This window comes from Streptomyces sp. NPDC001668 (genome assembly GCF_042893155.1).
Classification (GTDB): domain Bacteria; phylum Actinomycetota; class Actinomycetes; order Streptomycetales; family Streptomycetaceae; genus Streptomyces.
The window spans coordinates 88,522-108,439 of the sequence record NZ_JBIAUQ010000003.1 but is presented as its reverse complement, the minus strand read 5'-3'; the positions used below and the strand labels follow the sequence as shown (position 1 = coordinate 108,439).

Here is a 19,918-nt window from a genome sequence, read left to right as displayed (position 1 = left end):
AGGGCCTTCGCTGCGTTCCGGGTTCATTCCCCACCCTATCTGCGGGTCGACTCCTCCTCCTGGGCCAGCCGGTGCAGCGCCTGGAGCAGCGGTTCCGCGTGCACCACGCCCAGCACCGCGATCTCGGCCTTCTCGGCCTCCGACCCGTGCGACTCCATGAACGCCATGTCCAGCTCGGCCACTTGGCGCATCAACCGCGCGTAGGGCACGAGGATGTCGGGACTCCAGTCGTAGCCGAGCCGGCGCAGCGCGGCCGCCGCCACCGCCAGGGAGCGGAACGAGGGGGAGACGCCCGTCAGCGCCTGCGCGTTGGACCACCCCAGTGTCCCAAGCAGCTCCTCCATCGCGGTCCTCGCGTCCCGCACGAACTCGTCGTCCGCGTCCGGCTCCGGCACCTGCGGCAGCGCCCAGACCGCGGCGCCCAGCCGCATCGCGCCGGGCAGCGACTCGTCGTCGACGTGTCCAAGGACCTCCCTGACCGTGGCCACCGGCACCTTGCCGACCTGGATCATCGCCCGCACCAGCCGCAGCCGGCGGCAACAGCCCTGACATCCGCCGTCGGATAGTGCCGCTCGCCGTGGTCGTCCTCCTGATCGGGATGCGCATCAACCACATGTGCTGCTGACGGCCTCGCCGCGGACGTACGCGCACTCGCCGGAGACGTTCCACCACAGGCCCTGGTCGATCATCAACCGCAAGGAGAAGGCGGGGAAGGTACGGCAGCACGTGGGGCTGTGGCACGAGGCGTACGTGGTGCCCGAGGCGTCGCACGAGTCGATCTACGTCGACATGCCGGCGTTCGGGTTGGCGGCGGCGCATGGACAGGTGCCGGTGGAGCGCAGGGGGCGTTCAGCGAGGGAACGGTTCGCTCACAGGTCCGGGACTGTGGCTCCCCAGGGGCGCGGGGCTGTGTCGATATGCGGCTCCGCCGCGTGGGCACGACCGGCCACGACGGCGGGTCGGACGGCGGGCTGCCGGTGGTGGCGGATTCTGCGCCGTGGGGCTTCGGGTGCCGAGCGGGCGCGGGCCGTAGGTGGCTGATCGCGCAGTTCCCCGCGCCCCTGGGTGGGACATCTGGACGTCGGTTCAAGACCTGCCGCGGCGTTGAGGCCGGTCTCGCCCCGACAGTCAGCCCGTTCTGCGCAGCGCCTCAGAGAGGCGAGCCGCGGCGTCGATGACCGCCTGTGCGTGCATACGGCCCGGGTGGCGGGTCAGGCGCTCGATGGGGCCGGAGACCGAGACGGCGGCCACCACACGGTTGGAGGGGCCGCGGACCGGCGCGGAGACGGACGCGACGCCCGGCTCGCGCTCACCGATGGACTGGGCCCAGCCGCGACGCCGTACGCCCGACAGGGCCGTCGCCGTGAAGCGGGCGCCCTGCAGGCCCCGGTGCAGGCGCTCCGGCTCCTCCCAGGCCATCAGGATCTGGGCCGAGGAGCCCGCCTTCATGGTGAGCGTCGAGCCGACCGGGACCGTGTCCCTGAGACCCGACAGGCGCTCGGCCGCGGCGACGCAGATGCGCATGTCGCCCTGGCGGCGGTAGAGCTGCGCGCTCTCGCCGGTGATGTCCCGCAGATGCGTGAGCACCGGGCCGGCCGTCGCGAGGAGGCGGTCCTCGCCGGCGGCCGCGGCCAGCTCGGCGAGGCGCGGGCCCAGAATGAAACGGCCCTGCATGTCGCGTGCCACCATGCGGTGGTGTTCCAGAGCCACGGCCAGCCGGTGGGCCGTGGGTCGTGCCAGTCCGGTCGCCGCGACCAAGCCCGCGAGGGTGGCCGGACCGGACTCCAGGGCGCTCAGGACAAGGGCTGCCTTGTCCAGGACGCCGACGCCGCTACTGTTGTCCATGAAACGATACTCACGTCTCACTCTGTGAAACGCAAGTTCCTTTTTTCGTGAGACGCGCAACCCTTGTAGGCACAGCGGCCCGCAGACCAACGGGCCCGGCGGCGGGTGCCCGGGAACAGGGGCCATGGGCGTCGCCTCCACAAGAGCTTCTAGTTGGGTCGGCGCGGCTCTGGCCGACCGGAGGGAAAGCGATGGGTAGGACACTCGCGGAGAAGGTCTGGGACGACCATGTCGTCCGGCGCGCCGAGGGCGAGCCCGACCTCCTCTACATCGATCTGCACCTGCTGCACGAGGTGACCAGCCCGCAGGCCTTCGACGGTCTGCGCAAGAGCGGTCGCCAGGTCCGCCGGCTCGACCTGACCATCGCCACCGAGGACCACAACACCCCGACCCTCGACATCGACAAGCCGATCGCCGACCCGGTCTCCCGCGTCCAGCTGGAGACGCTGCGCAAGAACGCCGCCGACTTCGGGGTGCGCCTGCACCCGCTGGGCGACGTCGAGCAGGGTGTCGTGCACGTGGTCGGCCCGCAGCTGGGTCTGACCCAGCCCGGTATGACGGTCGTCTGCGGCGACTCCCACACCTCCACGCACGGCGCCTTCGGCGGCCTGGCGTTCGGAATCGGCACCTCTCAGGTCGAGCACGTGCTGGCCACCCAGACGCTGCCGCTGGTCCGCCCGAAGACCATGGCGATCACCGTCAACGGCGAACTGCCCGACGGCGTCACCGCCAAGGACCTGATCCTGGCGATCATCGCCCGGATCGGCACCGGCGGCGGCCAGGGCTATGTCCTGGAGTACCGCGGCTCCGCCATCGAGAAGCTCTCGATGGAAGCCCGCATGACCATCTGCAACATGTCGATCGAGGCCGGTGCCCGCGCGGGCATGATCGCCCCCGACCAGACCACGTTCGACTACCTCGAGGGCCGCCCGCACGCGCCGAAGGGCGAGGACTGGGACGCGGCCGTCGCGTACTGGAAGACCCTGAAGACGGACGAGGACGCCGAGTTCGACGCCGAGGTCGTCATCGAGGCCGCCGAACTGTCGCCGTTCGTCACCTGGGGCACCAACCCGGGCCAGGGCGCGCCGCTTTCGGCGAACGTCCCCGATCCCGCTTCGTACGAAGACGCATCGGAGCGCCACGCCGCCGAAAAGGCCCTGGAATACATGGGGTTGGAGGCCGGCCAGCCGCTGCGCTCCATCAAGGTGGACACCGTCTTCGTAGGTTCGTGCACCAACGGCCGCATCGAGGACCTGCGCGCGGCCGCCGAGCTCGTCAAGGGCCGCAAAGTCGCCGACGGCGTACGGATGCTGGTCGTCCCCGGCTCCGCGCGGGTGGGCCTGCAGGCCGTCTCCGAGGGCCTGGACGTCGTCTTCAAGGAGGCCGGCGCCGAATGGCGGCACGCGGGCTGCTCGATGTGTCTGGGCATGAACCCGGACCAGCTGGCTCCCGGTGAGCGCTCCGCGTCCACCTCCAACCGCAACTTCGAGGGCCGGCAGGGCAAGGGCGGTCGTACGCACCTGGTGTCACCGCAGGTCGCGGCCGCCACCGCGGTCCTCGGCCACCTGGCTTCGCCCGCCGACCTGTCCGACGCCCCTGTCGCCGCTGGAGTCTGAGAGTCATGGAAGCATTCACCACGCACACCGGCCGGGCCGTCCCGCTGCGCCGCTCCAACGTCGACACCGACCAGATCATCCCTGCTCACTGGCTCAAGAAGGTGACCCGGGACGGTTTCGAGGACGGACTGTTCGAGGCCTGGCGCAAGGACGAGAAATTCATCCTCAACCAGCCCGAGCGCAAGGGCGCCACGGTCCTGGTCGCCGGCCCCGACTTCGGCACCGGCTCCTCCCGTGAGCACGCGGTGTGGGCACTGCAGAACTACGGCTTCAAGGCCGTGATCTCCTCCCGCTTCGCCGACATCTTCCGCGGCAACTCGCTCAAGAACGGCCTGCTCACGGTCGTTCTGGACCAGAAGATCGTGGACGCGCTCCAGGAGCTCACGGAGAAGGACCCCGAGGCCGAGATCACGGTCGACCTCGAGGCCCGCGAGGTGCGCGCCGAGGGCATCACCGCGAGCTTCGAGCTCGACGAGAACGCCCGCTGGCGGCTCCTGAACGGCCTGGACGACATCTCGATCACCCTCCAGAACGAGGCGGACATCGCCGCGTACGAGGCCAAGCGGCCGTCGTACAAGCCGCGGACGCTGCAGGCGTGATCGCGCCCCTCCACCGGAGCAACTGAACAGGTCGAGATTCGGCCACCCAACACCCCCGCCGTACCCCCGATCAGCCCGATCGGGGGTACGGCTGTGTCTGCCCCGGGACGGCCGCGCACCGCGCGACACGCCCGCTCAACTTCCCACGTTACGACGGGTGTTGTCTGGGTACGCGTCCCTTGTAGCCGTGGCTTCCGTATGTGCCCGGAAGGCCGTTTGAGGCGGCAGTTGCACCCCTAGCAGGCGACAACTCGCCCCAGATGGCACAATCTGTGCATGGAACACGACGGCCAACTCGAGCTCTATGCGGCAGTCGCGGACCAACTCAAGGAAGCGCACGCAAGAGTGCGCGCACTGCAAGTCCCGGAGGGCGCACGGATGGCGCTGACCCGGAAGCTGCTGGTCATTACGGCCGCGGCCAAGCACGACGTCGTCGAAGCGACAAGGCGTCTGGAGGGGTTCATGGCCGACCTCGACGCGGGGCGAATCCCGGAAGAGGAACGCTGAACAAGTCCAGAGCAGTCGAGTTCGTTGCGGCACAAGGGTGATAAGCCCGTTTCGTGTTTGATTTGCGGTATATATCTGCCTAACGTGCGAAAAGGCTTGAACAGTTTCGTTCGGGCAATGTCTCCGAAGGGGAAGACGTGAACAAGGCGCAGCTCGTAGAAGCGATTGCCGACAAGCTGGGCGGCCGCCAGCAGGCCGCCGACGCGGTCGACGCGGTCCTGGACGCCATCGTCCGCGCGACGGTCGCGGGCGACCGTGTCTCGGTCACCGGCTTCGGTTCGTTCGAGAAGGTCGACCGGCCGGCCCGTTACGCCCGCAACCCCCAGACGGGCGAGCGGGTTCGGGTCAAGAAGACCTCCGTTCCGCGCTTCCGCGCGGGCCAGGGCTTCAAGGACCTGGTGAGCGGCACGAAGAAGCTCCCGAAGAACGACGTCGCGGTCAAGAAGGCGCCCAAGGGCAGCCTGACCGGCGGATCTTCGGCCACGGTCAAGAAGGCGGCCGCGAAGAAGGCCACCGCCAAGACCGCCGCGGCCAAGAAGACCACCGCGCAGAAGACGACGGCCAGGAAGACCACGGCCACCGCCAAGAAGACCACGGCCAAGAAGGCCCCCGCCAAGAAGGCGACCGGTACCGCCGCCAAGAGCACCGCGGCGAACAAGACCACCGCCAAGAAGACGACGGCCAAGAGCGCCCCGGCGAAGAAGGCGACCGCCAAGAAGGCGCCCGCCAAGAAGTCCGCGGCCCGCACCACCACCGCCAAGAAGGCCACGGCCCGCAAGAGGTAAGGGCACAGGGGCACTCACGCGCCGGGCCGGACTCCGTGTCGGAGTCCGGCCCGCGGCGTGTGCGAGGGGGTTCAGAACGTCTGGAGGGTCACCAGGGTGACCTTGTCCCCGGCCATCTCGATGCGCACGCGCTGGCCCGGACGCAGCAGCCTCAGACCGCCCGCGTCGAACGCCGGAGCGTCGAAGGGCACGGGGGTGCCGTCGTCGAGAAGCACCTGCCCGCTGCGGCTTTCGGGGTCGTACGTGTACGCGGTCGCCTGCATGGCCGCAGCCTACTGCCCGGGGATCAGCAACCGCGCCGCGGCGGCGGCCGTCCGGGGACCCACCCCGAGCGCCAGCGCGGCCCGCAGGTCCTCGCCGGTGTCCACGTCCTGCCGTACGGAATGCACGCCGGTGAGGGGGAGTTCCCACGCTCCCGTGGCGCGGTGCCGCGCGCGCGAATCCGGGCCGAATGCGGGGTGCAATTCCGCGCCTTCCCGGGCCGTCAGCACAGTGGTGCCGATTGCCCCCGCGTCCGCGAGAAAAGCGCGCGGGAATTCCGCGGCGGCGTCCAGGACCCGGGCCAATTCCAGGGGCCGCAGCGCCGGAAGGTCGGCGTTCAGGGCCGCGACGGCGCTTTCGGGGCGCGTCGACCGTACGACGGCCGCCCCGTGCGCCAGGGCCGCGTTCAGGCCCCCTCGGGGCTCGTCGCGGATGATGCGGGCGCCCAGGGCCGCCAGTTCGCGGCCGGCCAGGGCGTCGTCCGTGACGACCGCCACATCACCGACCGCCGGGCTGGCCAGCGCCGCCGCCACGGTGTCCTGGGCGAACGCGAGGGCCAGCCCCGGGCGGACCCCGTCGCCGGCGGTGTCCGAGAGCCTGCTCTTGGCCCGCGCCAGGGGTTTGAGCGGGATGACCAACGTCCACTGCACGAGCGTTCCGTCCTTGTCTTGTCGCGGCCATTGTCACTCAGTCGTCACGCGGCCCATCTGGCGGTGTCCGTGGTGGGGCGTACGGTGTTCTCGACAGGCAGACGGCCCGGGGCGACACTTGTGCGGCCCCTCAGGCCCTAGAGGAAGGTGTCCGCGTGCCCCGCCGCAGAATCGGCTTCTGGTACCGCTTGGCAGCGGTGATCGCCAAACCGCCGCTCGTGGTTCTGATCAAGCGGGACTGGCGTGGATCGGAGCACATTCCGGCCGACGGTGGTTTTATCGCCGCGGTCAACCACAATTCGCACATCGATCCCTTCGCGTACGCGCACTTCCAGTACAACACCGGCCGCGTTCCGCGATTCCTCGCAAAGAGCAGTCTTTTCAACAAGGGATTCGTCGGCGCCATGATGCGGGGCACCGGTCAGATCCCCGTCTATCGCGAGACCACGGACGCGCTCAGCGCCTTCCGGGCCGCGATCGCCGCCGTGGAGCGCGGTGAGTGCGTCGCCTTCTACCCCGAGGGCACCATCACCCGGGACCCCGACCAGTGGCCCATGGTCGGCAAGACCGGCGCCGCGCGCGTCGCCCTGCAGACCAAGTGCCCGGTGATCCCCGTTGCGCAGTGGGGCGTCAACGAACTGCTGCCGCCGTACGCCAAGAAGCTCCACGTCCTGCCGCGCAAGACCTCGCACGTCCTCGCGGGCCCGCCCGTGGACCTGTCGCGCTTCTACGACAAGGAGATGACCCAGGACCTCCTCAAGGAGGCCACCGAGGTCATCATGGCCGCCATCACCGAGCAGCTGGAGCTGCTCCGCGGCGAAAAGGCACCCGCGACGCCGTACGACCCGCGTCGCGAGCGGATCGAGCAGCGGCGCCGGACCCAGGCCCAGAGCGGCCACGAGGGGGAGAAGAGCAAGTGAGCAAGCCCGTCAAGGCGGCCGTCTTCGGTACCGGTTCGTGGGGCACCGCCTTCGGCATGGTGCTCGCCGACGCGGGGTGCGAGGTCACCCTGTGGGCGCGCCGTCCCGAACTCGCGGAAGCGGTCAACTCCACGCGTACGAACCCGGACTACCTCCCGGGTGTCGAACTTCCGGAGAACCTGCGGGCGACGGCGGACGCCGCCGAGGCCGCCCGCGACGCCGAGTTGACCGTCCTCGCGATCCCCTCGCAGACCCTGCGCGCCAACCTCGCCGAGTGGACCCCGCTGCTCGCGCCCGACACCGTCCTCGTCTCCCTCATGAAGGGCGTCGAACTCGGCTCGGCCATGCGGATGAGCGAGGTGATCGAGGACGTGGCGAAGGTCGGCGCCGACCGCGTCGCCGTGGTCACCGGACCCAACCTCGCGCGGGAGATCGCCGCCCGGATGCCGGCCGCCGCCGTGGTCGCCTGCACCGACGAGGCCGTCGCCCGGCGCCTCCAGACCTCCTGCCACACCCCGTACTTCCGCCCGTACACCAACACCGACGTGGTGGGCTGCGAACTCGGCGGTGCCGTGAAGAACGTCATCGGCCTCGCCGTCGGCATCGCGGACGGCATGGGACTGGGTGACAACGCCAAGGGCTCGCTCATCACGCGCGGTCTCGCGGAGACGACCCGCCTCGGACTGGCCATGGGTGCCGACCCGCTGACCTTCTCCGGACTCGCCGGTCTCGGCGACCTGGTGGCGACCTGCTCCTCGCCGCTGTCGCGCAACCACACCTTCGGCACCAACCTCGGCAAGGGCATGACCCTCCAGGAGACCATCGCGGTCACCAACCAGACCGCCGAGGGCGTCAAGTCCTGTGAGTCCGTGCTGGATCTGGCCCGCAGGCACGGCGTCGACATGCCGATCACCGAGACCGTCGTCGGCATCGTGCACGAGGGCAAGCCCCCGGTGGTCGCCGTCAAGGAGCTGATGTCGCGCAGCGCGAAGCCCGAGCGACACTGAGCTACGACGTCGCTTTTTGCCTCGTTCGCCGTAGGGGTGGACGCTGTCTCGGGGCACTACCAACGGGTACTCTCAACGCGATATGAGCACCGAGAACCTCCCCCAGAGCCCTGAGCAGCCGCCCCGCAAGCCGCGCGTGGCCGTCGTGTTCGGCGGGCGCAGCTCCGAACACGGGATCTCCGTGGTCACCGCCGGCGCGGTACTGCGGGCCATCGACCGGACCAAGTACGACGTCCTGCCGATCGGCATCACCCGGGACGGCCGCTGGGCGCTCACCGCCGACGAACCGGACCGTATGGCGATCACCGAGCGCCGTACGCCCAGCGTCGAGGAGCTCGCCGAATCCAGCGAGGGCGGCGTGGTGCTCCCCGTGGACCCCGCGAACCGCGAAGTCGTCTACAGCGAGCCCGGATCGGTGCCCAAGGCGCTCGGTGAGGTCGACGTCGTCTTCCCCGTCCTGCACGGCCCCTACGGCGAGGACGGCACCCTCCAGGGCCTCCTGGAGCTCTCCGGTGTCCCGTACGTCGGCTCGGGTGTGCTCGCCTCGGCCGTCGGCCAGGACAAGGAGTACATGAAGCGGGTGTTCACCTCCTTCGGGCTCAAGGTCGGCCCGTACGTGGTGATCCGGCCGCGCGAGTGGGAGCGGGACGAGTCCGCGGCCCGCAAGAAGATCGTCGACTTCGCGGGTGAGCACGGCTGGCCGCTCTTCGTGAAGCCCGCGCGCGCGGGTTCGTCGATCGGCATCACCAAGGTCGACGACCTGTCCGGCCTGGACGAGGCCATCGCCGAGGCGCAGCGCCACGACCCGAAGATCCTCGTGGAGGCGGCGCTGCGGGGCCGTGAGATCGAGTGCGGTGTCCTGGAGTTCGAGGACGGCCCACGCGCGTCGGTTCCGGCCGAGATCCCCCCGCCGCAGGAGCACGCGTACTACGACTTCGAGGCGAAGTACATCGACTCGACCCCGGGCATCGTGCCGGCGCCGCTCACGCCCGAGGAGACGGCCGAGGTCCAGAAGCTCGCCGTCGACGCCTTCGACGCGGCCTCCTGCGAGGGCCTGGTCCGCGCGGACTTCTTCCTCACCGAGGACGCCGAGTTCGTGATCAACGAGATCAACACGCTCCCGGGCTTCACACCGATCTCGATGTACCCGCAGATGTGGGAGAAGAGCGGGATCAGCTACCCGGAGCTGGTGGACAGGCTGATCGAGGCGGCGCTGCGCAGGTCGACGGGGCTTCGGTAGCGGGCGCGGGTCGGTAGGGCTTCGGCCGCGGCTCGGCGTGGCTCGGACTGCGGTTGCTGGTCGGCGGGGCTTTCGTGACGGGCAGGTCGTGCTGCGGCCGTTGGCCGGGTGTGGCTCAGCGGTGGTCGGAAGTGGCTCGGCAGGGCTTCGAGGGCCGGTCAGCGGGGTTTCCGCCGCGGGTTGGGAGTGCGTCGGTTGCTGGTCGGCGGGCCTTCGTCGGTGGGTGGGTCGGGCTTCGGTGGTCGGTCGGGCGTTGCTCAGCGGCGGTCCGGTGCGGCTTCCGCGGGGGGCGGCAGGGCGTCGGCAGTCGGCCCGTACGGTTTGCACCGCGGGGCGGACGTGCCGGTGGCCGGTGGCTGAGACTCCGGCCGCCGGGCTTTAGGACTCCCGCTGTTGGTCGGCAGACGCCTGAGGCTGGTCGTGCGGGCTCCGGGGGCGCGGCCTGGGCCTGTCCGGCGGATGAGGCCGGCGTCGCTGGGCCGGGCACGCCCGTCTGCCGTGCTGTCGTCGGTTGCCGACGCTCCGCGCAGCCAGACGCACCCAGCCCTGCTCGCCCGCACTGAGCGGCACCGTCCCTTGCGGCCGGCCCGATCCGCCGGACAGGACCTAGTCGGCGATCCCCTCGGGGATCGCCTTCTTCACCGCGGGCGCCAGGTCCACCAGCGGGGCCATGCCGTCCGCGGTGCGGGCCTCGGGGATCGTGACCTCGACGTATGCCTTGCGCAGCGTCGTGGTGAACCGGAACGAGCCGTCGTCCTGTTTCTCCAGGAGCCAGCCCACCCCGTTCGCCTCGACCCCGTCGGCCTCCGGATCGTTCATCTTCGCGGGCCGCTCGACACCGCACCGCAGTATGATCGCCGGGTCACCCCAGCCCGCGGTCAGCGCGGACGCGGGCTCGGGATCCCGACGGTCCTGGTCGTCGACCTTGGACGGCAGTACCCGGTCCAGCTCTCGGCACAGCTTCGTGACGCCCGCCCCCGGCGAGGGAACCGCCGCCGACGCGCTGTCGTCTGCGGAGGAGCAGCCCGCGACCGTGATCAGCAGGGCGAGCGCGGGCAGGCCGAGAGGCCGGTGACGGAAGAAGTTCACCGGCCAAGGGTAGACGGGGGCTACAGATGGACGACCGGGCAGGTCAGGGTGCGGGTGATGCCGTCCACCTGCTGGACCTTGGCGACCACCATGCGGCCGAGGTCGTCCACGGTGTCGGCCTGGGCACGGACGATCACGTCATACGGTCCTGTCACGTCCTCGGCCTGGATGACTCCAGGAATCTTGCTGATCGTCTCGGCGACGGTCGACGCCTTGCCGACCTCCGTCTGGATCAGGATGTACGCCTGTACCACGGAACCTCCAGGGCGGCCACGAGGATCATGTGGGGAAAAGGAACGCCACGGTATCGCGTCGCCCCTCGTCACGGGGAGACCCGCGGGGCGCGAACGCCCGTGCCGGGGTGCGGACACGACAGAAGTTCACGGTCCCCTCGACCGTATCGAGGACACTGATGGCGCGCGACCGGGCACGGCACGGCACAGAAGGGGCGTAAGGGCAATGAAGGGCACTGTTGGTGAGCTCGGCGAGTTCGGGCTCATCAGGGAGCTCACCTCCCGTCTCACCACCACCCCGGCGGTCCGGGTGGGCCCCGGCGACGACGCCGCGGTGGTCGCCGCGCCCGACCGCAGGGTCGTGGCGAGCACCGACATCCTGCTGGAGGGCCGGCACTTCCGCCGCGACTGGTCCACGGCCTACGACGTCGGGCGCAAGGCGGCCGCCCAGAACCTCGCGGACATCGCCGCCATGGGCGCCGTGCCGACCGCCCTGCTGCTCGGCCTGGTCGTGCCCGCCGAACTCCCCGTGACCTGGCCCTCGGAGCTCATGGACGGCCTGCGCGACGAGTGCCAGGTCGCGGGCGCCTCGGTGGTCGGCGGGGACGTCGTACGAGGAGACACGATCATGGTCTCCATCACCGCCCTCGGCGATCTGCGGGGCCAGGAGCCGGTCACCCGGGCCGGCGCCCAGCCCGGCGACCTCGTGGCGGTCACCGGCTGGCTCGGCTGGTCGGCGGCCGGATACGCGGTGCTCTCCCGCGGCTTCCGCTCGCCGCGCGCGTTCGTCGAGGCGCACCGGCGCCCCGAGCCGCCGTACCACGCGGGCCCGGCCGCCGCCGCGCTCGGCGCGACCGCCATGTGCGACGTGAGCGACGGGCTGATCGCCGACCTCGGACACATCGCCGAGGCCAGCAAGGTCCGCATCGACATCCGTTCGGGCGCGATCGACATCCCCTCGCAGATGAACGACATCGGGCAGGCCGTCGGTGTCGATCCGATGCAGTGGGTGCTGAGCGGGGGCGAGGACCACGCGATCGTGGCGACGTTCTCGCCGGACGTGAAACTCCCGGCCCGCTGGAAGGTGATCGGCGAGGTCCTCAACCCCTCGGCGCTGCCCCAGGTGACGGTCGACGGGGCGCCCTGGACCAGCAAGGGCGGCTGGGACCACTTCGGCGAGGACATCGAGTCGTGAAGCCGCTGGTGCTCACGGTCGCGGGCTCCGACTCCGGCGGAGGGGCCGGAATCCAGGCCGACCTGAAGACCATGCTCGCGCTCGGCGTGCACGGCATGAGTGTGGTCACGGCGGTCACCGCGCAGAACTCCCGCGGCGTACAGGGCGCTTGGGAGCTGCCCGTGGAGGCGGTGCGGGCCCAGTACCGCAGTGTCGTGGACGACATCGGCGTCCAGGCCGTGAAGACCGGAATGCTCGCCTCGGCCGAACTCGTCGAGGCGGTGGCCGAGTTGATCGGCGCCACGGACGCCCCGGCGGTGATCGACCCGGTCGGGGTCTCCAAGCACGGCGACTCCCTGCTGGCCTCCTCCGCCCTGGACTCCGTACGGCGACGGCTGCTCCCGGTGGCCACGGTCGCCACCCCGAACCTCGACGAGGTGGCCCACCTCACCGGCGTACGGGTCGAGTCGGAGGCTCAGCTGCGCGAGGCCGCCGACGCCGTCCTGTCGTACGGACCGAAGTGGGCGCTCATCAAGGGCGGCCATCTCACCGGCGACGCCGTCGACCTGCTCACCGACGGCTTGGAGGAGCACTGGCTGCGCGCCCCCCGCCACGACAACCGCCACACCCACGGCACCGGCTGCACCCTCGCCTCCGCGATCGCCGCACAGCTCGCGAAGGGGCAGAGCGTGCCGGAGGCGGTGACGGCCGCCAAGGAGTACGTCACCGGGGCGATCGCCGCGGGGTTCGCACTCGGCGGGGGGATCGGGCCGGTGGATCACGGCTGGGCGCTCACGCGGGGCGCTCCACGAGCCTGACGTTCACGCCCGGACGTCGCGCGGAACCGGCCGGCTGGGGCACGGCAAAAAGCCGGTCCACCCTGAGGTGGACCGGCTCATTGCAGCGAACCAGCAGTGGCCGCGCGCTTAGCTGTGCGTCAGCGCGAGACCTTGCCGGCCTTGATGCACGAGGTGCAAGCGTTCACGCGCTTCGGCGTCCCGCCCACCACGGTACGGACGCGCTGGATGTTCGGGTTCCAGCGACGGGACGTACGGCGGTGCGAGTGCGAGATGTTGTTGCCGAAGCCCGGCCCCTTGCCGCAGACGTCGCAGTTGGCAGCCACGGGTCACTCCAAAGACTTCAGATGCACTTACGGTGGGATCCCGGCGGGCCGGGATCGAGATCGTAGGATCAGAGATCTGAGTGGCGCTGCCAGGGGGATTGGCCCGATCTGCATCGGGCAACCGGAGCAGCATACAACGACTGCGCCAGTAGAACGAAACTACCATGGCTGATCAGGCACTCGCTCCCGGCCCTCTTCCGGCGGACACCCGCCCGGGGTCTACGCTGCGTCCAGTCCAGCAGTCCGAGGAGGCGCAGGTGCCGAAGGTGCCGCAGACATTCTTCGATGCTCTCGCGGTGCGCACCTGGTGCGGTCTCGCGCTGCGGGCGCTGGGCCGGGCGCGCGAGGAGATCGACGCGATCAACGTCTACCCCGTCGCCGACGGGGACACCGGCACCAACCTGTACCTGACGGCGGAGTCGGCGGCCGCGGCCGTGGAGGCCGTCTTCGAGGCCCACGGCACCCGTGACTCGGGGAAACCGGCCCTCGCCGACGCCGCGCGCGCGATGGCGCACGGAGCCCTCATAGGCGCCCGCGGCAACTCGGGCACGATCCTCGCCCAGCTGCTGCGGGGCATGGCCCAGGTGCTGGCCGCCGACGGTGAGACGGTTCACACGGACGGCGAAGGGCTCCGGCTCGCCCTGCGGCACGCCGCCGACTCCGCCCGCCAGGCAGTGGCCCACCCCGTCGAGGGCACGGTCCTCACCGTCGCCTCGGCCGCCGCCGACGCGGCCGGAGCAGCGGAGGGCGACTGCGGGACGGTCGCCCGGGCCGCCTACGACGGGGCACGCGCCGCCCTCGCCGCGACCCCCGGCCAGCTGGCCGTCCTGGAGCGGGCCGGAGTGGTGGACGCCGGTGGGCGCGGGCTGGTGGCGGTGCTGGGAGCGCTGGTGGAGACGTTCACGGGGGAGGCGCCCAGGGCGGTGCCGGTGGGGAGTGGCACGGGGCACGCGCGCGTGGGCGGCGATACGGCCGTGACCCCCACCGCGGGCTCCCCCGAGGAGTGCGCCGACGCTCCGGACGCCGGCGGCCCCGCCTTCGAGGTGATCTACCTCCTGGAGGCCGACGACACCGCCGTCGCGCGGCTGCGGCAGCGGCTCGACGGGCTCGGGGACTCCCTCGTGGTGGTCGGCGGCGACGGACTGTGGAACGTCCATGTGCACGTCGACGATGCGGGCGCCGCCGTGGAGGCGGGCGTCGAGGCCGGACGGCCGTACCGGATCCGCATCACCCACTTCGGTCTCGGGGACGTGCACACCACGGGCGCCGGACGGCCGCCCCGCGAGCGCGCCCAGCGGGCCGTTGTCGCGGTCGTGCCCGGCGAGGGTCTGGCCGGTCTTTACACCGAGGCCGGCGCGACCACCGTGCTCGCCCGTCCCGGGGAGCCGCCCGCGAGCGGGGAGCTGGTGGAGGCCGTACGACGGGCCCACGCGCGCGAGGTCGTGCTGCTGCCCAACGACGCCGACCTGCGCCACACCGCGGCCGCCGCGGCCGAGCAGGCCCGCGCCGAGGGCATCCGGGTCGCGCTGATCCCGACGCGCTCCGCGGTCCAGGGCATCGCGGCGCTCGCCGTGCACGAACCGGAACGCCGGTTCGACGAGGACGTCGTCCAGATGACCTCGGCGGCCGGCGCGACCCGCTACGCCGAGGTCGCCGTCGCCGAACGCCAGTCCTGGACCATGGCCGGCATCTGCCAGGCCGGTGACGTCCTCGGGCTCATCGACGGGGACGTGGCGGTGATCGGCTCGGACGTCACCGTCACCGCCGAGACCGTCCTGGACCGCATGCTCTCGGCGGGCGGCGAGCTGGTCACCCTCGTCCTCGGCGACGAGGCCCCCGAGACCGTCGCCGACCACCTGGAGGCACACGTCAGGGAGTCGTACCTCGCCGTGGACACGGTGGTGTACCGGGGCGGACGCCAAGGGGTCGTCCTGCTCATCGGGGTCGAATAGACCCCTGGTGATCAGCTGTCCTGCCCCTCCATGACCCCGAGCAGCTGTTCCGCCTCGGCCCGCCGCGCCTGCGCCGTCCCGTCGGAGGCGTCCGCGTCGCCGTAGGCGTCGAGCACCGCACGCGCGCGTGCCGCCGCTTCCGCCGGGCGGCTCAGGTCGGCCGCCAGCCAGCCCGCCGCGAGCTCGGCACCGGTCCGGGCGTCCAGGGCGTCCTCCCCGAGCGAGGCGAACACGACGATCGCCTCCACCACTTGGGACAGCGCCTCCTCCAGCACGGCCTGGATCGAGTCGTCCTCGGCGTCCTCGGTCACGGAACGGGCCAGCAGGTCGCCGAACTGCCGGTGGGTGTGCCCGAGTTCGCCCACGAGCCGCTGCCGTGCGTCCTCGTCGGCCGCCGCGTCGCCCAGCGCGGCCTCGCACGTGCGGACCGCCTGCGCCATCAACTCCCGTGCCGCGTCCGCCCCGTCCTCGGCACGCACCGCGAGCCACGCGCGGGCGCGCAGCGAGCGGACGAGGCCGTGGACGTTGCCGAGCTCGCGCCACAGACCGCCCGCGCGCGCGTACGCCCGGTCGGCCTCGGCGGCCAGCCCCGCGGCCCCGAGGGACTCGGCGGCGAGGTGGGCGAGGGTGGCGTGGTCGTGCTGTTCGGGCCAGTGCCGGGCGATCTCGGCGGCCTGAAGGCGCCGTTCGGCCGCCTGCCGGTGCTCGCCCAGCTCGCTCAGACAGTCACCGAGCCACCACTGCGTCTGTACGACCGTCCCCTCGCCGTGCCGTTCGGCGGTCAGGTCGGGCAGCGCCGACTCCAGCACCTCCGCGGCCTCCGCCCACCGGCCGAGGCGCAGCAGGAAGCCGCCCAGCTGGTGACGGGCCAGGGCGCCCAGGGTGGGCCCCTCCCCGGCCTCGTCGGCCCAGTGAGCGGCCTCCAGGGCGTGCTCGGCGGCCTCCTCGGCGAGCCCCCGACCGCCGACGACCTCGGCGAGCTGGAGATGCAGCTGGGCCCGTCCGATCGGCTCCAGGTGCGGCCCGCCGTGCTCCAGGGCCGCCCGCAGCGCCCGTTCCGTCCCGTCCAGGTCGCCCAGGTGGTGCCTGAGCCCGGCGAGCCTGGCCTCGTACTCCACCGCGAACCACGGCACGCCGGCCTCCACGAACCCCGCCGCGGCCCGCGCGAACAGCCCGGCCGCCGCCGGAAGGTCCCCGCTCCGCGCGGCCAGCTCCGCCAGCATCGCCCGCGCCTCGGCGACCCGCGCGGCGAGCCGCACATCGTCGCCGACCCGTCCGTCGACGAGCGCGAGGACTTCCCGTACGGCCTGTTCCGCCTCGCCGAGGACACCGCCGTCCTCGCTCTCGAGCACCGCCCGCATCAGGATCCGCGCCCGCGACATCACCACCGACGCCGTCTGCAGTACGCCCGTCCCGCCGTCGGAGTAGAGCGCGAGGACCTCGTCGTAGAGCCCGGCGACCGCCGTGAGCGCCTCGTCGACCTCGCCCGCCAGCGCGCGTACGTACGCGGCACGCGCGTGTGCGGCCAGCGCCTCACCGGGGTCGCCCGCCTCCGCGTACAACTCGGCGGCCTGCTCGAACAGTTCGATGCCCTCGGGGCCCAGGTCCATCGCCCGGTGGTCGGCGATCTCCGCACGGTCGCGCGGGTCCAGCTCGACCCCCTCGGCGGCCCGTGCGACCGCCGTCCACGCCTCCACGGCGTTCGGCCGCAGGGTGTCCGACAGCCGCCGGGCCTCGGCGACCAGCGCGGGCAGGCCGGGTTCCTGAGCGGTGGCGGCGACCGGAGGCGCCGGCACGGGAACGGCGACCGTCCTCACCGCCCGCACCCCCAGTGGCAGCCGCTCCACCAGCGGCCGCTGCGCCATACGCGCGCGTGCCCGCTCGCCGACGTGGGCCGTGCCGTTGCGCTCGTCGAAGCGGGCGGCCAGCGCGAGGGCCTCCTCGCGCGCGTGGACGGCGAGTCCGGACGCGGTCCACGACCGGCCCGCGGGCCCCGGCACCGGCCGGTCGCCCAGGCCCAGCTCGGTCAGCCGGTCCATCAGCAGGGCCACCACGGCCGTGAAGTCCAGCCTGCTGCGCGGCTGTCCGTCGTCCGTGAAGTACGCGGGACGCTCGGCGAGCAGCTCCAGGGCGCGTGCCTCGTTGCCGCTGAGCGCGCAGAACTCGACGTGGTCCGCGTAGGCGCCGCGCATGCTCTCCATGGACCGTACGAGCCGGAAGCCCCGCAGATGGTTGGCGCGCGCCTCGTCGAGGCGGCCCAGGCGCAGCAACGGCACGAGGGAGGACGCGAGGACCGCGTGCGGCTCGTGGGCGCAGGTGAACTCGCCCTCCAGGACCGGCGCCCACAGCTCGAGCGCCTCCTCGTCCTGTCCGCGCTGCGACTGCCACCAGCCCTGCTCGTGCAGCTCGCAGGCGTGGCAGTCGGCCATGCTGTCCCGGTCGGCGGCCAGCCACGCGGCGTACGCGCGCTCGGCCCGCTCCAGGTCCCCGACGTGCGCGGCCACGCTGTACTCGGCGCTGCGCACGGCCCTCTCGGAGTGCCCGGCCAGCCGGTAGCGGTGCTCCATCTCGCCGAGCCACTTCTCCATGGCGGCGAGCGGGATGTGCGGCTGGTCGAGCATGCCGGCCGTCATCCACTTGAAGACCCAGTGCAGCGCGTGCGTCTCGTACTCGTCGAAGTCCTCGGGGCGCTCGTCCCACATGCGCAGCAGCCGCGCGAAGGGGACGAACATCTTGGCCTTCTCGGAGCTGTAGTTGTAGACCTTCAGCTGGTGTCCGAGCGCCTCGATCACCGCGAGCGGGATGTTCAGCTTCTCCGCCTCGGCGAGCAGCTGCTCCGCGCGCGCGTTGCGGGCGGGTCCCTCCGGCTGCTCGGCGTTCTCCGCCATCGCCCGGCGCAGCGCGTCGAAGGCCGCGCTCCCGTCGACCCCGCTCATCAGCGGCCCTCCTCGCCGTTCGTGGCCCACTCCAGGAGCCCTATGAAGGCCCGGTTCAGCAGCGCCGAGTCCGCGGGCCTGAGCGGCCGCTGGGCCATCAGCAGCGCCTGCCCGTACAGGGACTCGGTGGCGGTGCCGATCAGCTCCGGGTCGCCCAGCGAACCGATCCGCCGTACCAGCGGGTTGAGATGGTTCAGCACGAGACGCGCGCGTGGGGCGCTGCCGCGCAGCGAGCCGAGGATGCCCGCCCACAGGTCGTCGGCCCCTTGCTCGGCCTCCGCCCGCGCCTGCTCGTGCCGGGCGTCCCGGTCGTCCAGGTGCAGCGCGGGCACGGACAGCGGCCGGAAGGCGCGCAGGACGACGTCACAGCCCAGCGGGTCGAGCCTGGCCCGCGCGGCCGCCAGGAAGCCGGACAGCGCCAGCTCCTCGGCCGGGTCGACCAGGTCCATGTGGGCGGTGACGGTGTCCGAGTCCAGCTCGGCGACGACCGTCCCCGGCCGCACCGACGGCAGTGCCTCGACCAGGTCGCTGTCGTAGGTGTAACCGCCGTTGACCACCCCGACGCCCTGCGCGGAGGCGATCGGGGCGACCTGCCGGTACTCCTCGACGGTCCGCGTGAAGTGCACCACCGGGTGCCGCTGGGCGAACTCCTCCAGGGACAGCCGCCCGTCGGTCGTCTCGAACGGCAGCCAGGGCAGCATCGTGCGCAGCATGTCCTTGTCGTGCCGCGCGAGCGACTTCACGCCCAGGTGGTGCACGGACAGGAAGGCCGCGAGCCGGTCCGGGTCCCCGGCGGCAAGGCCCGTCAGCCAGGACCGGATCCGCTCCCCGAGCGCCTCCCGTACGGCGGCCAGGGTCTCGTCCTCGTACAGCGACTCGCGCGAGGCCGTGGGCCGCAGGCTGTCGGTGTCCAGGACACAGCGCACGAAGAACGCCCAGTCCGGCAGCAGCTGTTCGGCCCGCTCGGTCAGCAGCATGCCCTTGAGGTGCACGCGATGGGTGGCCCGCTGGGCGGGACTGACCGCCGAGGGAAGGACGTACGCCACGCCCCGGATCCCGGCCAGCGGCACGTTGAGCTCGATCGAGTCCAGCGGGGTGAAGCCGAACAGCTCGTGGCAGTGCCGGGCGAGGGCCACCCTGCGGGTGGCGGGGGAGGGGTACGGCCGGTCCCAGGGCGCGGGCAGATCGATGACCGCCTCGTCGCCGACCCGGACGTCGTACGGCAGCAGCGAGCCGAAGTCCCGGGCGAGCCGGAGGACCCGCTCGGGCGCGAGCCACTCGCCGGCGCCCGCCCGCGCCACCAGATGCACCGTGGTCCCCGGCTCCGGACGGGCCTCGTGGGGCAGGGTCCGCACCCGGTACGAACCGTCGTCGCTCGCCGTCCACTCCACCGGCGGCGCGTCCGGCGTACGGGCGCTGCGGCTGACCACCCGGATCCGCTCGGCGACCACGAAACAGGCGAGCAGACCGATGCCGAACTGCCCGAGGAAGTCGGAGCGGACCTCCTGAAGTCCGTCGGCCCGCTTGGAGCTGCGCCCGATGGTGGCCAGCAGGTTGTGCACGTCCGCCTCGGTGAGCCCGACCCCGGTGTCCTCGACCCGCAGGGCGCCCTCATCCGTGTACAACCGCACGCGGGCAGGGGCGTCCGGCTGCTCGGCCCGCCGGGCCGTGATGGCGTCCACCGCGTTCTGCAGGAGCTCGCGGAGGTAGACCTTGGGACTGGAGTAGAGGTGATGGGAGAGGAGGTCCACCAGACCGCGCAGGTCGACCTGGAACGTATGAGGTTGCTGAGGTACCTGGGGCGTCTGTGATGACTGTGAGGTCTGGGAATCCATCGTCGCAGCGCCGGGCGGGGGGAATCGTGCACGCGGCGCGGGGTCGGGCGGTCCCGGGTGGGGCGGGGGTCCGCGGGGATGGCCGGAGCGCGCCATCCTAAGCCCCAACCAGCCGTCTGACCAGGGGTTTCCCGAGACGTATACGG

General features: G+C 71.9%; 18 protein-coding genes and 2 pseudogenes. 11 read left to right on the top strand and 9 right to left on the bottom strand.

Going from position 1 to position 19,918, the window contains the following annotated elements; genetic code table 11:
- Positions 1–35: 35 nt before the first annotated feature.
- Positions 36–536 (bottom strand): annotated as a pseudogene (locus ACFYZ8_RS10175) (transcriptional regulator); the annotation flags it as partial.
- Positions 537–612: 76 nt separating this feature from the next.
- On the opposite strand from ACFYZ8_RS10175, the pseudogene ACFYZ8_RS10170 reads away from it, so the two are divergent.
- Positions 613–891 (top strand): annotated as a pseudogene (locus ACFYZ8_RS10170) (monooxygenase family protein); the annotation flags it as partial.
- Positions 892–1,128: 237 nt separating this feature from the next.
- Here the strand turns inward: ACFYZ8_RS10170 and ndgR are convergent.
- Positions 1,129–1,845, bottom strand: coding sequence for an IclR family transcriptional regulator NdgR (gene ndgR / locus ACFYZ8_RS10165; protein WP_007384919.1), 717 nt, complete (start codon positions 1,843–1,845; stop codon positions 1,129–1,131).
- A gap of 191 nt (positions 1,846–2,036) precedes the next feature.
- On the opposite strand from ndgR, the gene leuC reads away from it, so the two are divergent.
- The 4 genes from leuC (at position 2,037) to ACFYZ8_RS10145 (ending at position 5,352) form a co-directional block, all read left to right on the top strand.
- Positions 2,037–3,461, top strand: a complete 1,425-nt coding sequence (gene leuC / locus ACFYZ8_RS10160) for a 3-isopropylmalate dehydratase large subunit (RefSeq protein WP_359030985.1) — start codon at positions 2,037–2,039, stop codon at positions 3,459–3,461.
- Positions 3,462–3,466: 5 nt separating this feature from the next.
- The gene (gene leuD / locus ACFYZ8_RS10155) at positions 3,467–4,060 is read left to right on the top strand and encodes a 3-isopropylmalate dehydratase small subunit (RefSeq protein ID WP_359030987.1); all 594 of its coding nucleotides are present in this window, start codon (positions 3,467–3,469) and stop codon (positions 4,058–4,060) included.
- A gap of 276 nt (positions 4,061–4,336) precedes the next feature.
- Positions 4,337–4,567: a hypothetical protein gene (locus ACFYZ8_RS10150; protein WP_388534117.1), complete on the top strand. Its 231-nt coding sequence runs from the start codon at positions 4,337–4,339 to the stop codon at positions 4,565–4,567.
- Positions 4,568–4,704: 137 nt separating this feature from the next.
- Positions 4,705–5,352, top strand: coding sequence for an HU family DNA-binding protein (locus ACFYZ8_RS10145; RefSeq protein ID WP_359030988.1), 648 nt, complete (start codon positions 4,705–4,707; stop codon positions 5,350–5,352).
- A 71-nt stretch (positions 5,353–5,423) separates the two neighbouring features.
- Here ACFYZ8_RS10145 and ACFYZ8_RS10140 read toward each other — a convergent pair whose 3' ends face one another.
- Together ACFYZ8_RS10140 and cofC are read right to left on the bottom strand one after the other, a co-directional pair.
- A complete protein-coding gene (locus ACFYZ8_RS10140) occupies positions 5,424–5,615 on the bottom strand; it encodes a hypothetical protein (protein ID WP_356022956.1) in 192 nt (63 codons plus the stop codon).
- Between the two features lie 9 nt (positions 5,616–5,624).
- Positions 5,625–6,263 (bottom strand): 2-phospho-L-lactate guanylyltransferase, encoded by a 639-nt coding sequence (gene cofC / locus ACFYZ8_RS10135; RefSeq protein ID WP_388534114.1) that lies wholly within the window; start codon positions 6,261–6,263, stop codon positions 5,625–5,627.
- Positions 6,264–6,418: 155 nt separating this feature from the next.
- Here cofC and ACFYZ8_RS10130 point away from each other — a divergent pair, with 155 nt between their 5' ends.
- The 3 genes from ACFYZ8_RS10130 (at position 6,419) to ACFYZ8_RS10120 (ending at position 9,430) form a co-directional block, all read left to right on the top strand.
- Complete coding sequence (locus tag ACFYZ8_RS10130; protein WP_359030990.1) at positions 6,419–7,183, top strand: lysophospholipid acyltransferase family protein; 765 nt, start codon at positions 6,419–6,421, stop codon at positions 7,181–7,183.
- A complete protein-coding gene (locus ACFYZ8_RS10125; protein ID WP_388534112.1) occupies positions 7,180–8,190 on the top strand; it encodes an NAD(P)H-dependent glycerol-3-phosphate dehydrogenase in 1,011 nt (336 codons plus the stop codon). The genes ACFYZ8_RS10130 and ACFYZ8_RS10125 overlap by 4 nt, the downstream gene beginning before the upstream one ends.
- An 82-nt stretch (positions 8,191–8,272) precedes the next feature.
- Complete coding sequence (locus ACFYZ8_RS10120) at positions 8,273–9,430, top strand: D-alanine--D-alanine ligase family protein (RefSeq protein ID WP_359030992.1); 1,158 nt, start codon at positions 8,273–8,275, stop codon at positions 9,428–9,430.
- A gap of 606 nt (positions 9,431–10,036) precedes the next feature.
- On the opposite strand, the gene ACFYZ8_RS10115 is transcribed toward ACFYZ8_RS10120, so the two are convergent.
- Entirely contained in the window at positions 10,037–10,519 is a 483-nt protein-coding gene (locus ACFYZ8_RS10115) for a DUF3515 domain-containing protein (protein ID WP_359030993.1), read from the bottom strand.
- Between the two features lie 20 nt (positions 10,520–10,539).
- Complete coding sequence (locus ACFYZ8_RS10110; RefSeq protein ID WP_003997603.1) at positions 10,540–10,773, bottom strand: Lrp/AsnC family transcriptional regulator; 234 nt, start codon at positions 10,771–10,773, stop codon at positions 10,540–10,542.
- A 205-nt stretch (positions 10,774–10,978) separates the two neighbouring features.
- Between ACFYZ8_RS10110 and ACFYZ8_RS10105 the strand changes: the two genes are divergently transcribed.
- Positions 10,979–11,947 carry a thiamine-phosphate kinase gene (locus ACFYZ8_RS10105; protein WP_359030994.1) on the top strand — a complete coding sequence of 323 codons (969 nt, stop codon included), beginning with the start codon at positions 10,979–10,981 and terminating at the stop codon, positions 11,945–11,947.
- Entirely contained in the window at positions 11,944–12,744 is an 801-nt protein-coding gene (gene thiD / locus ACFYZ8_RS10100; protein WP_388534107.1) for a bifunctional hydroxymethylpyrimidine kinase/phosphomethylpyrimidine kinase, read from the top strand. The genes ACFYZ8_RS10105 and thiD overlap by 4 nt, the downstream gene beginning before the upstream one ends.
- A gap of 119 nt (positions 12,745–12,863) precedes the next feature.
- Here thiD and rpmB read toward each other — a convergent pair whose 3' ends face one another.
- Positions 12,864–13,049, bottom strand: coding sequence for a 50S ribosomal protein L28 (gene rpmB, locus ACFYZ8_RS10095; RefSeq protein ID WP_003993230.1), 186 nt, complete (start codon positions 13,047–13,049; stop codon positions 12,864–12,866).
- Positions 13,050–13,306: 257 nt separating this feature from the next.
- Here rpmB and ACFYZ8_RS10090 point away from each other — a divergent pair, with 257 nt between their 5' ends.
- Complete coding sequence (locus ACFYZ8_RS10090; RefSeq protein ID WP_388534104.1) at positions 13,307–15,001, top strand: DAK2 domain-containing protein; 1,695 nt, start codon at positions 13,307–13,309, stop codon at positions 14,999–15,001.
- An 11-nt stretch (positions 15,002–15,012) separates the two neighbouring features.
- On the opposite strand, the gene ACFYZ8_RS10085 is transcribed toward ACFYZ8_RS10090, so the two are convergent.
- Together ACFYZ8_RS10085 and ACFYZ8_RS10080 are read right to left on the bottom strand one after the other, a co-directional pair.
- On the bottom strand, positions 15,013–17,937 hold the full coding sequence (locus tag ACFYZ8_RS10085) for a tetratricopeptide repeat protein (protein WP_388534102.1): 2,925 nt from the start codon (positions 17,935–17,937) through the stop codon (positions 15,013–15,015).
- Complete coding sequence (locus ACFYZ8_RS10080) at positions 17,937–19,772, bottom strand: HSP90 family protein (RefSeq protein WP_388534099.1); 1,836 nt, start codon at positions 19,770–19,772, stop codon at positions 17,937–17,939. The genes ACFYZ8_RS10085 and ACFYZ8_RS10080 overlap by 1 nt, the downstream gene beginning before the upstream one ends.
- Positions 19,773–19,918 lie beyond the last annotated feature (146 nt).

Coding starts and splice junctions, on each gene's coding strand:
- ACFYZ8_RS10150 (WP_388534117.1), top strand. CDS start 4,337: ATGGAACACGACGGCCAACTCGAGCTCTATGCGGCAGTCGCGGACCAA.
- ACFYZ8_RS10080 (WP_388534099.1), bottom strand. CDS start 19,772: ATGGATTCCCAGACCTCACAGTCATCACAGACGCCCCAGGTACCTCAG.
- leuD (WP_359030987.1), top strand. CDS start 3,467: ATGGAAGCATTCACCACGCACACCGGCCGGGCCGTCCCGCTGCGCCGC.
- ACFYZ8_RS10140 (WP_356022956.1), bottom strand. CDS start 5,615: ATGCAGGCGACCGCGTACACGTACGACCCCGAAAGCCGCAGCGGGCAG.
- ACFYZ8_RS10105 (WP_359030994.1), top strand. CDS start 10,979: ATGAAGGGCACTGTTGGTGAGCTCGGCGAGTTCGGGCTCATCAGGGAG.
- ndgR (WP_007384919.1), bottom strand. CDS start 1,845: ATGGACAACAGTAGCGGCGTCGGCGTCCTGGACAAGGCAGCCCTTGTC.
- leuC (WP_359030985.1), top strand. CDS start 2,037: ATGGGTAGGACACTCGCGGAGAAGGTCTGGGACGACCATGTCGTCCGG.
- ACFYZ8_RS10085 (WP_388534102.1), bottom strand. CDS start 17,937: ATGAGCGGGGTCGACGGGAGCGCGGCCTTCGACGCGCTGCGCCGGGCG.
- ACFYZ8_RS10120 (WP_359030992.1), top strand. CDS start 8,273: ATGAGCACCGAGAACCTCCCCCAGAGCCCTGAGCAGCCGCCCCGCAAG.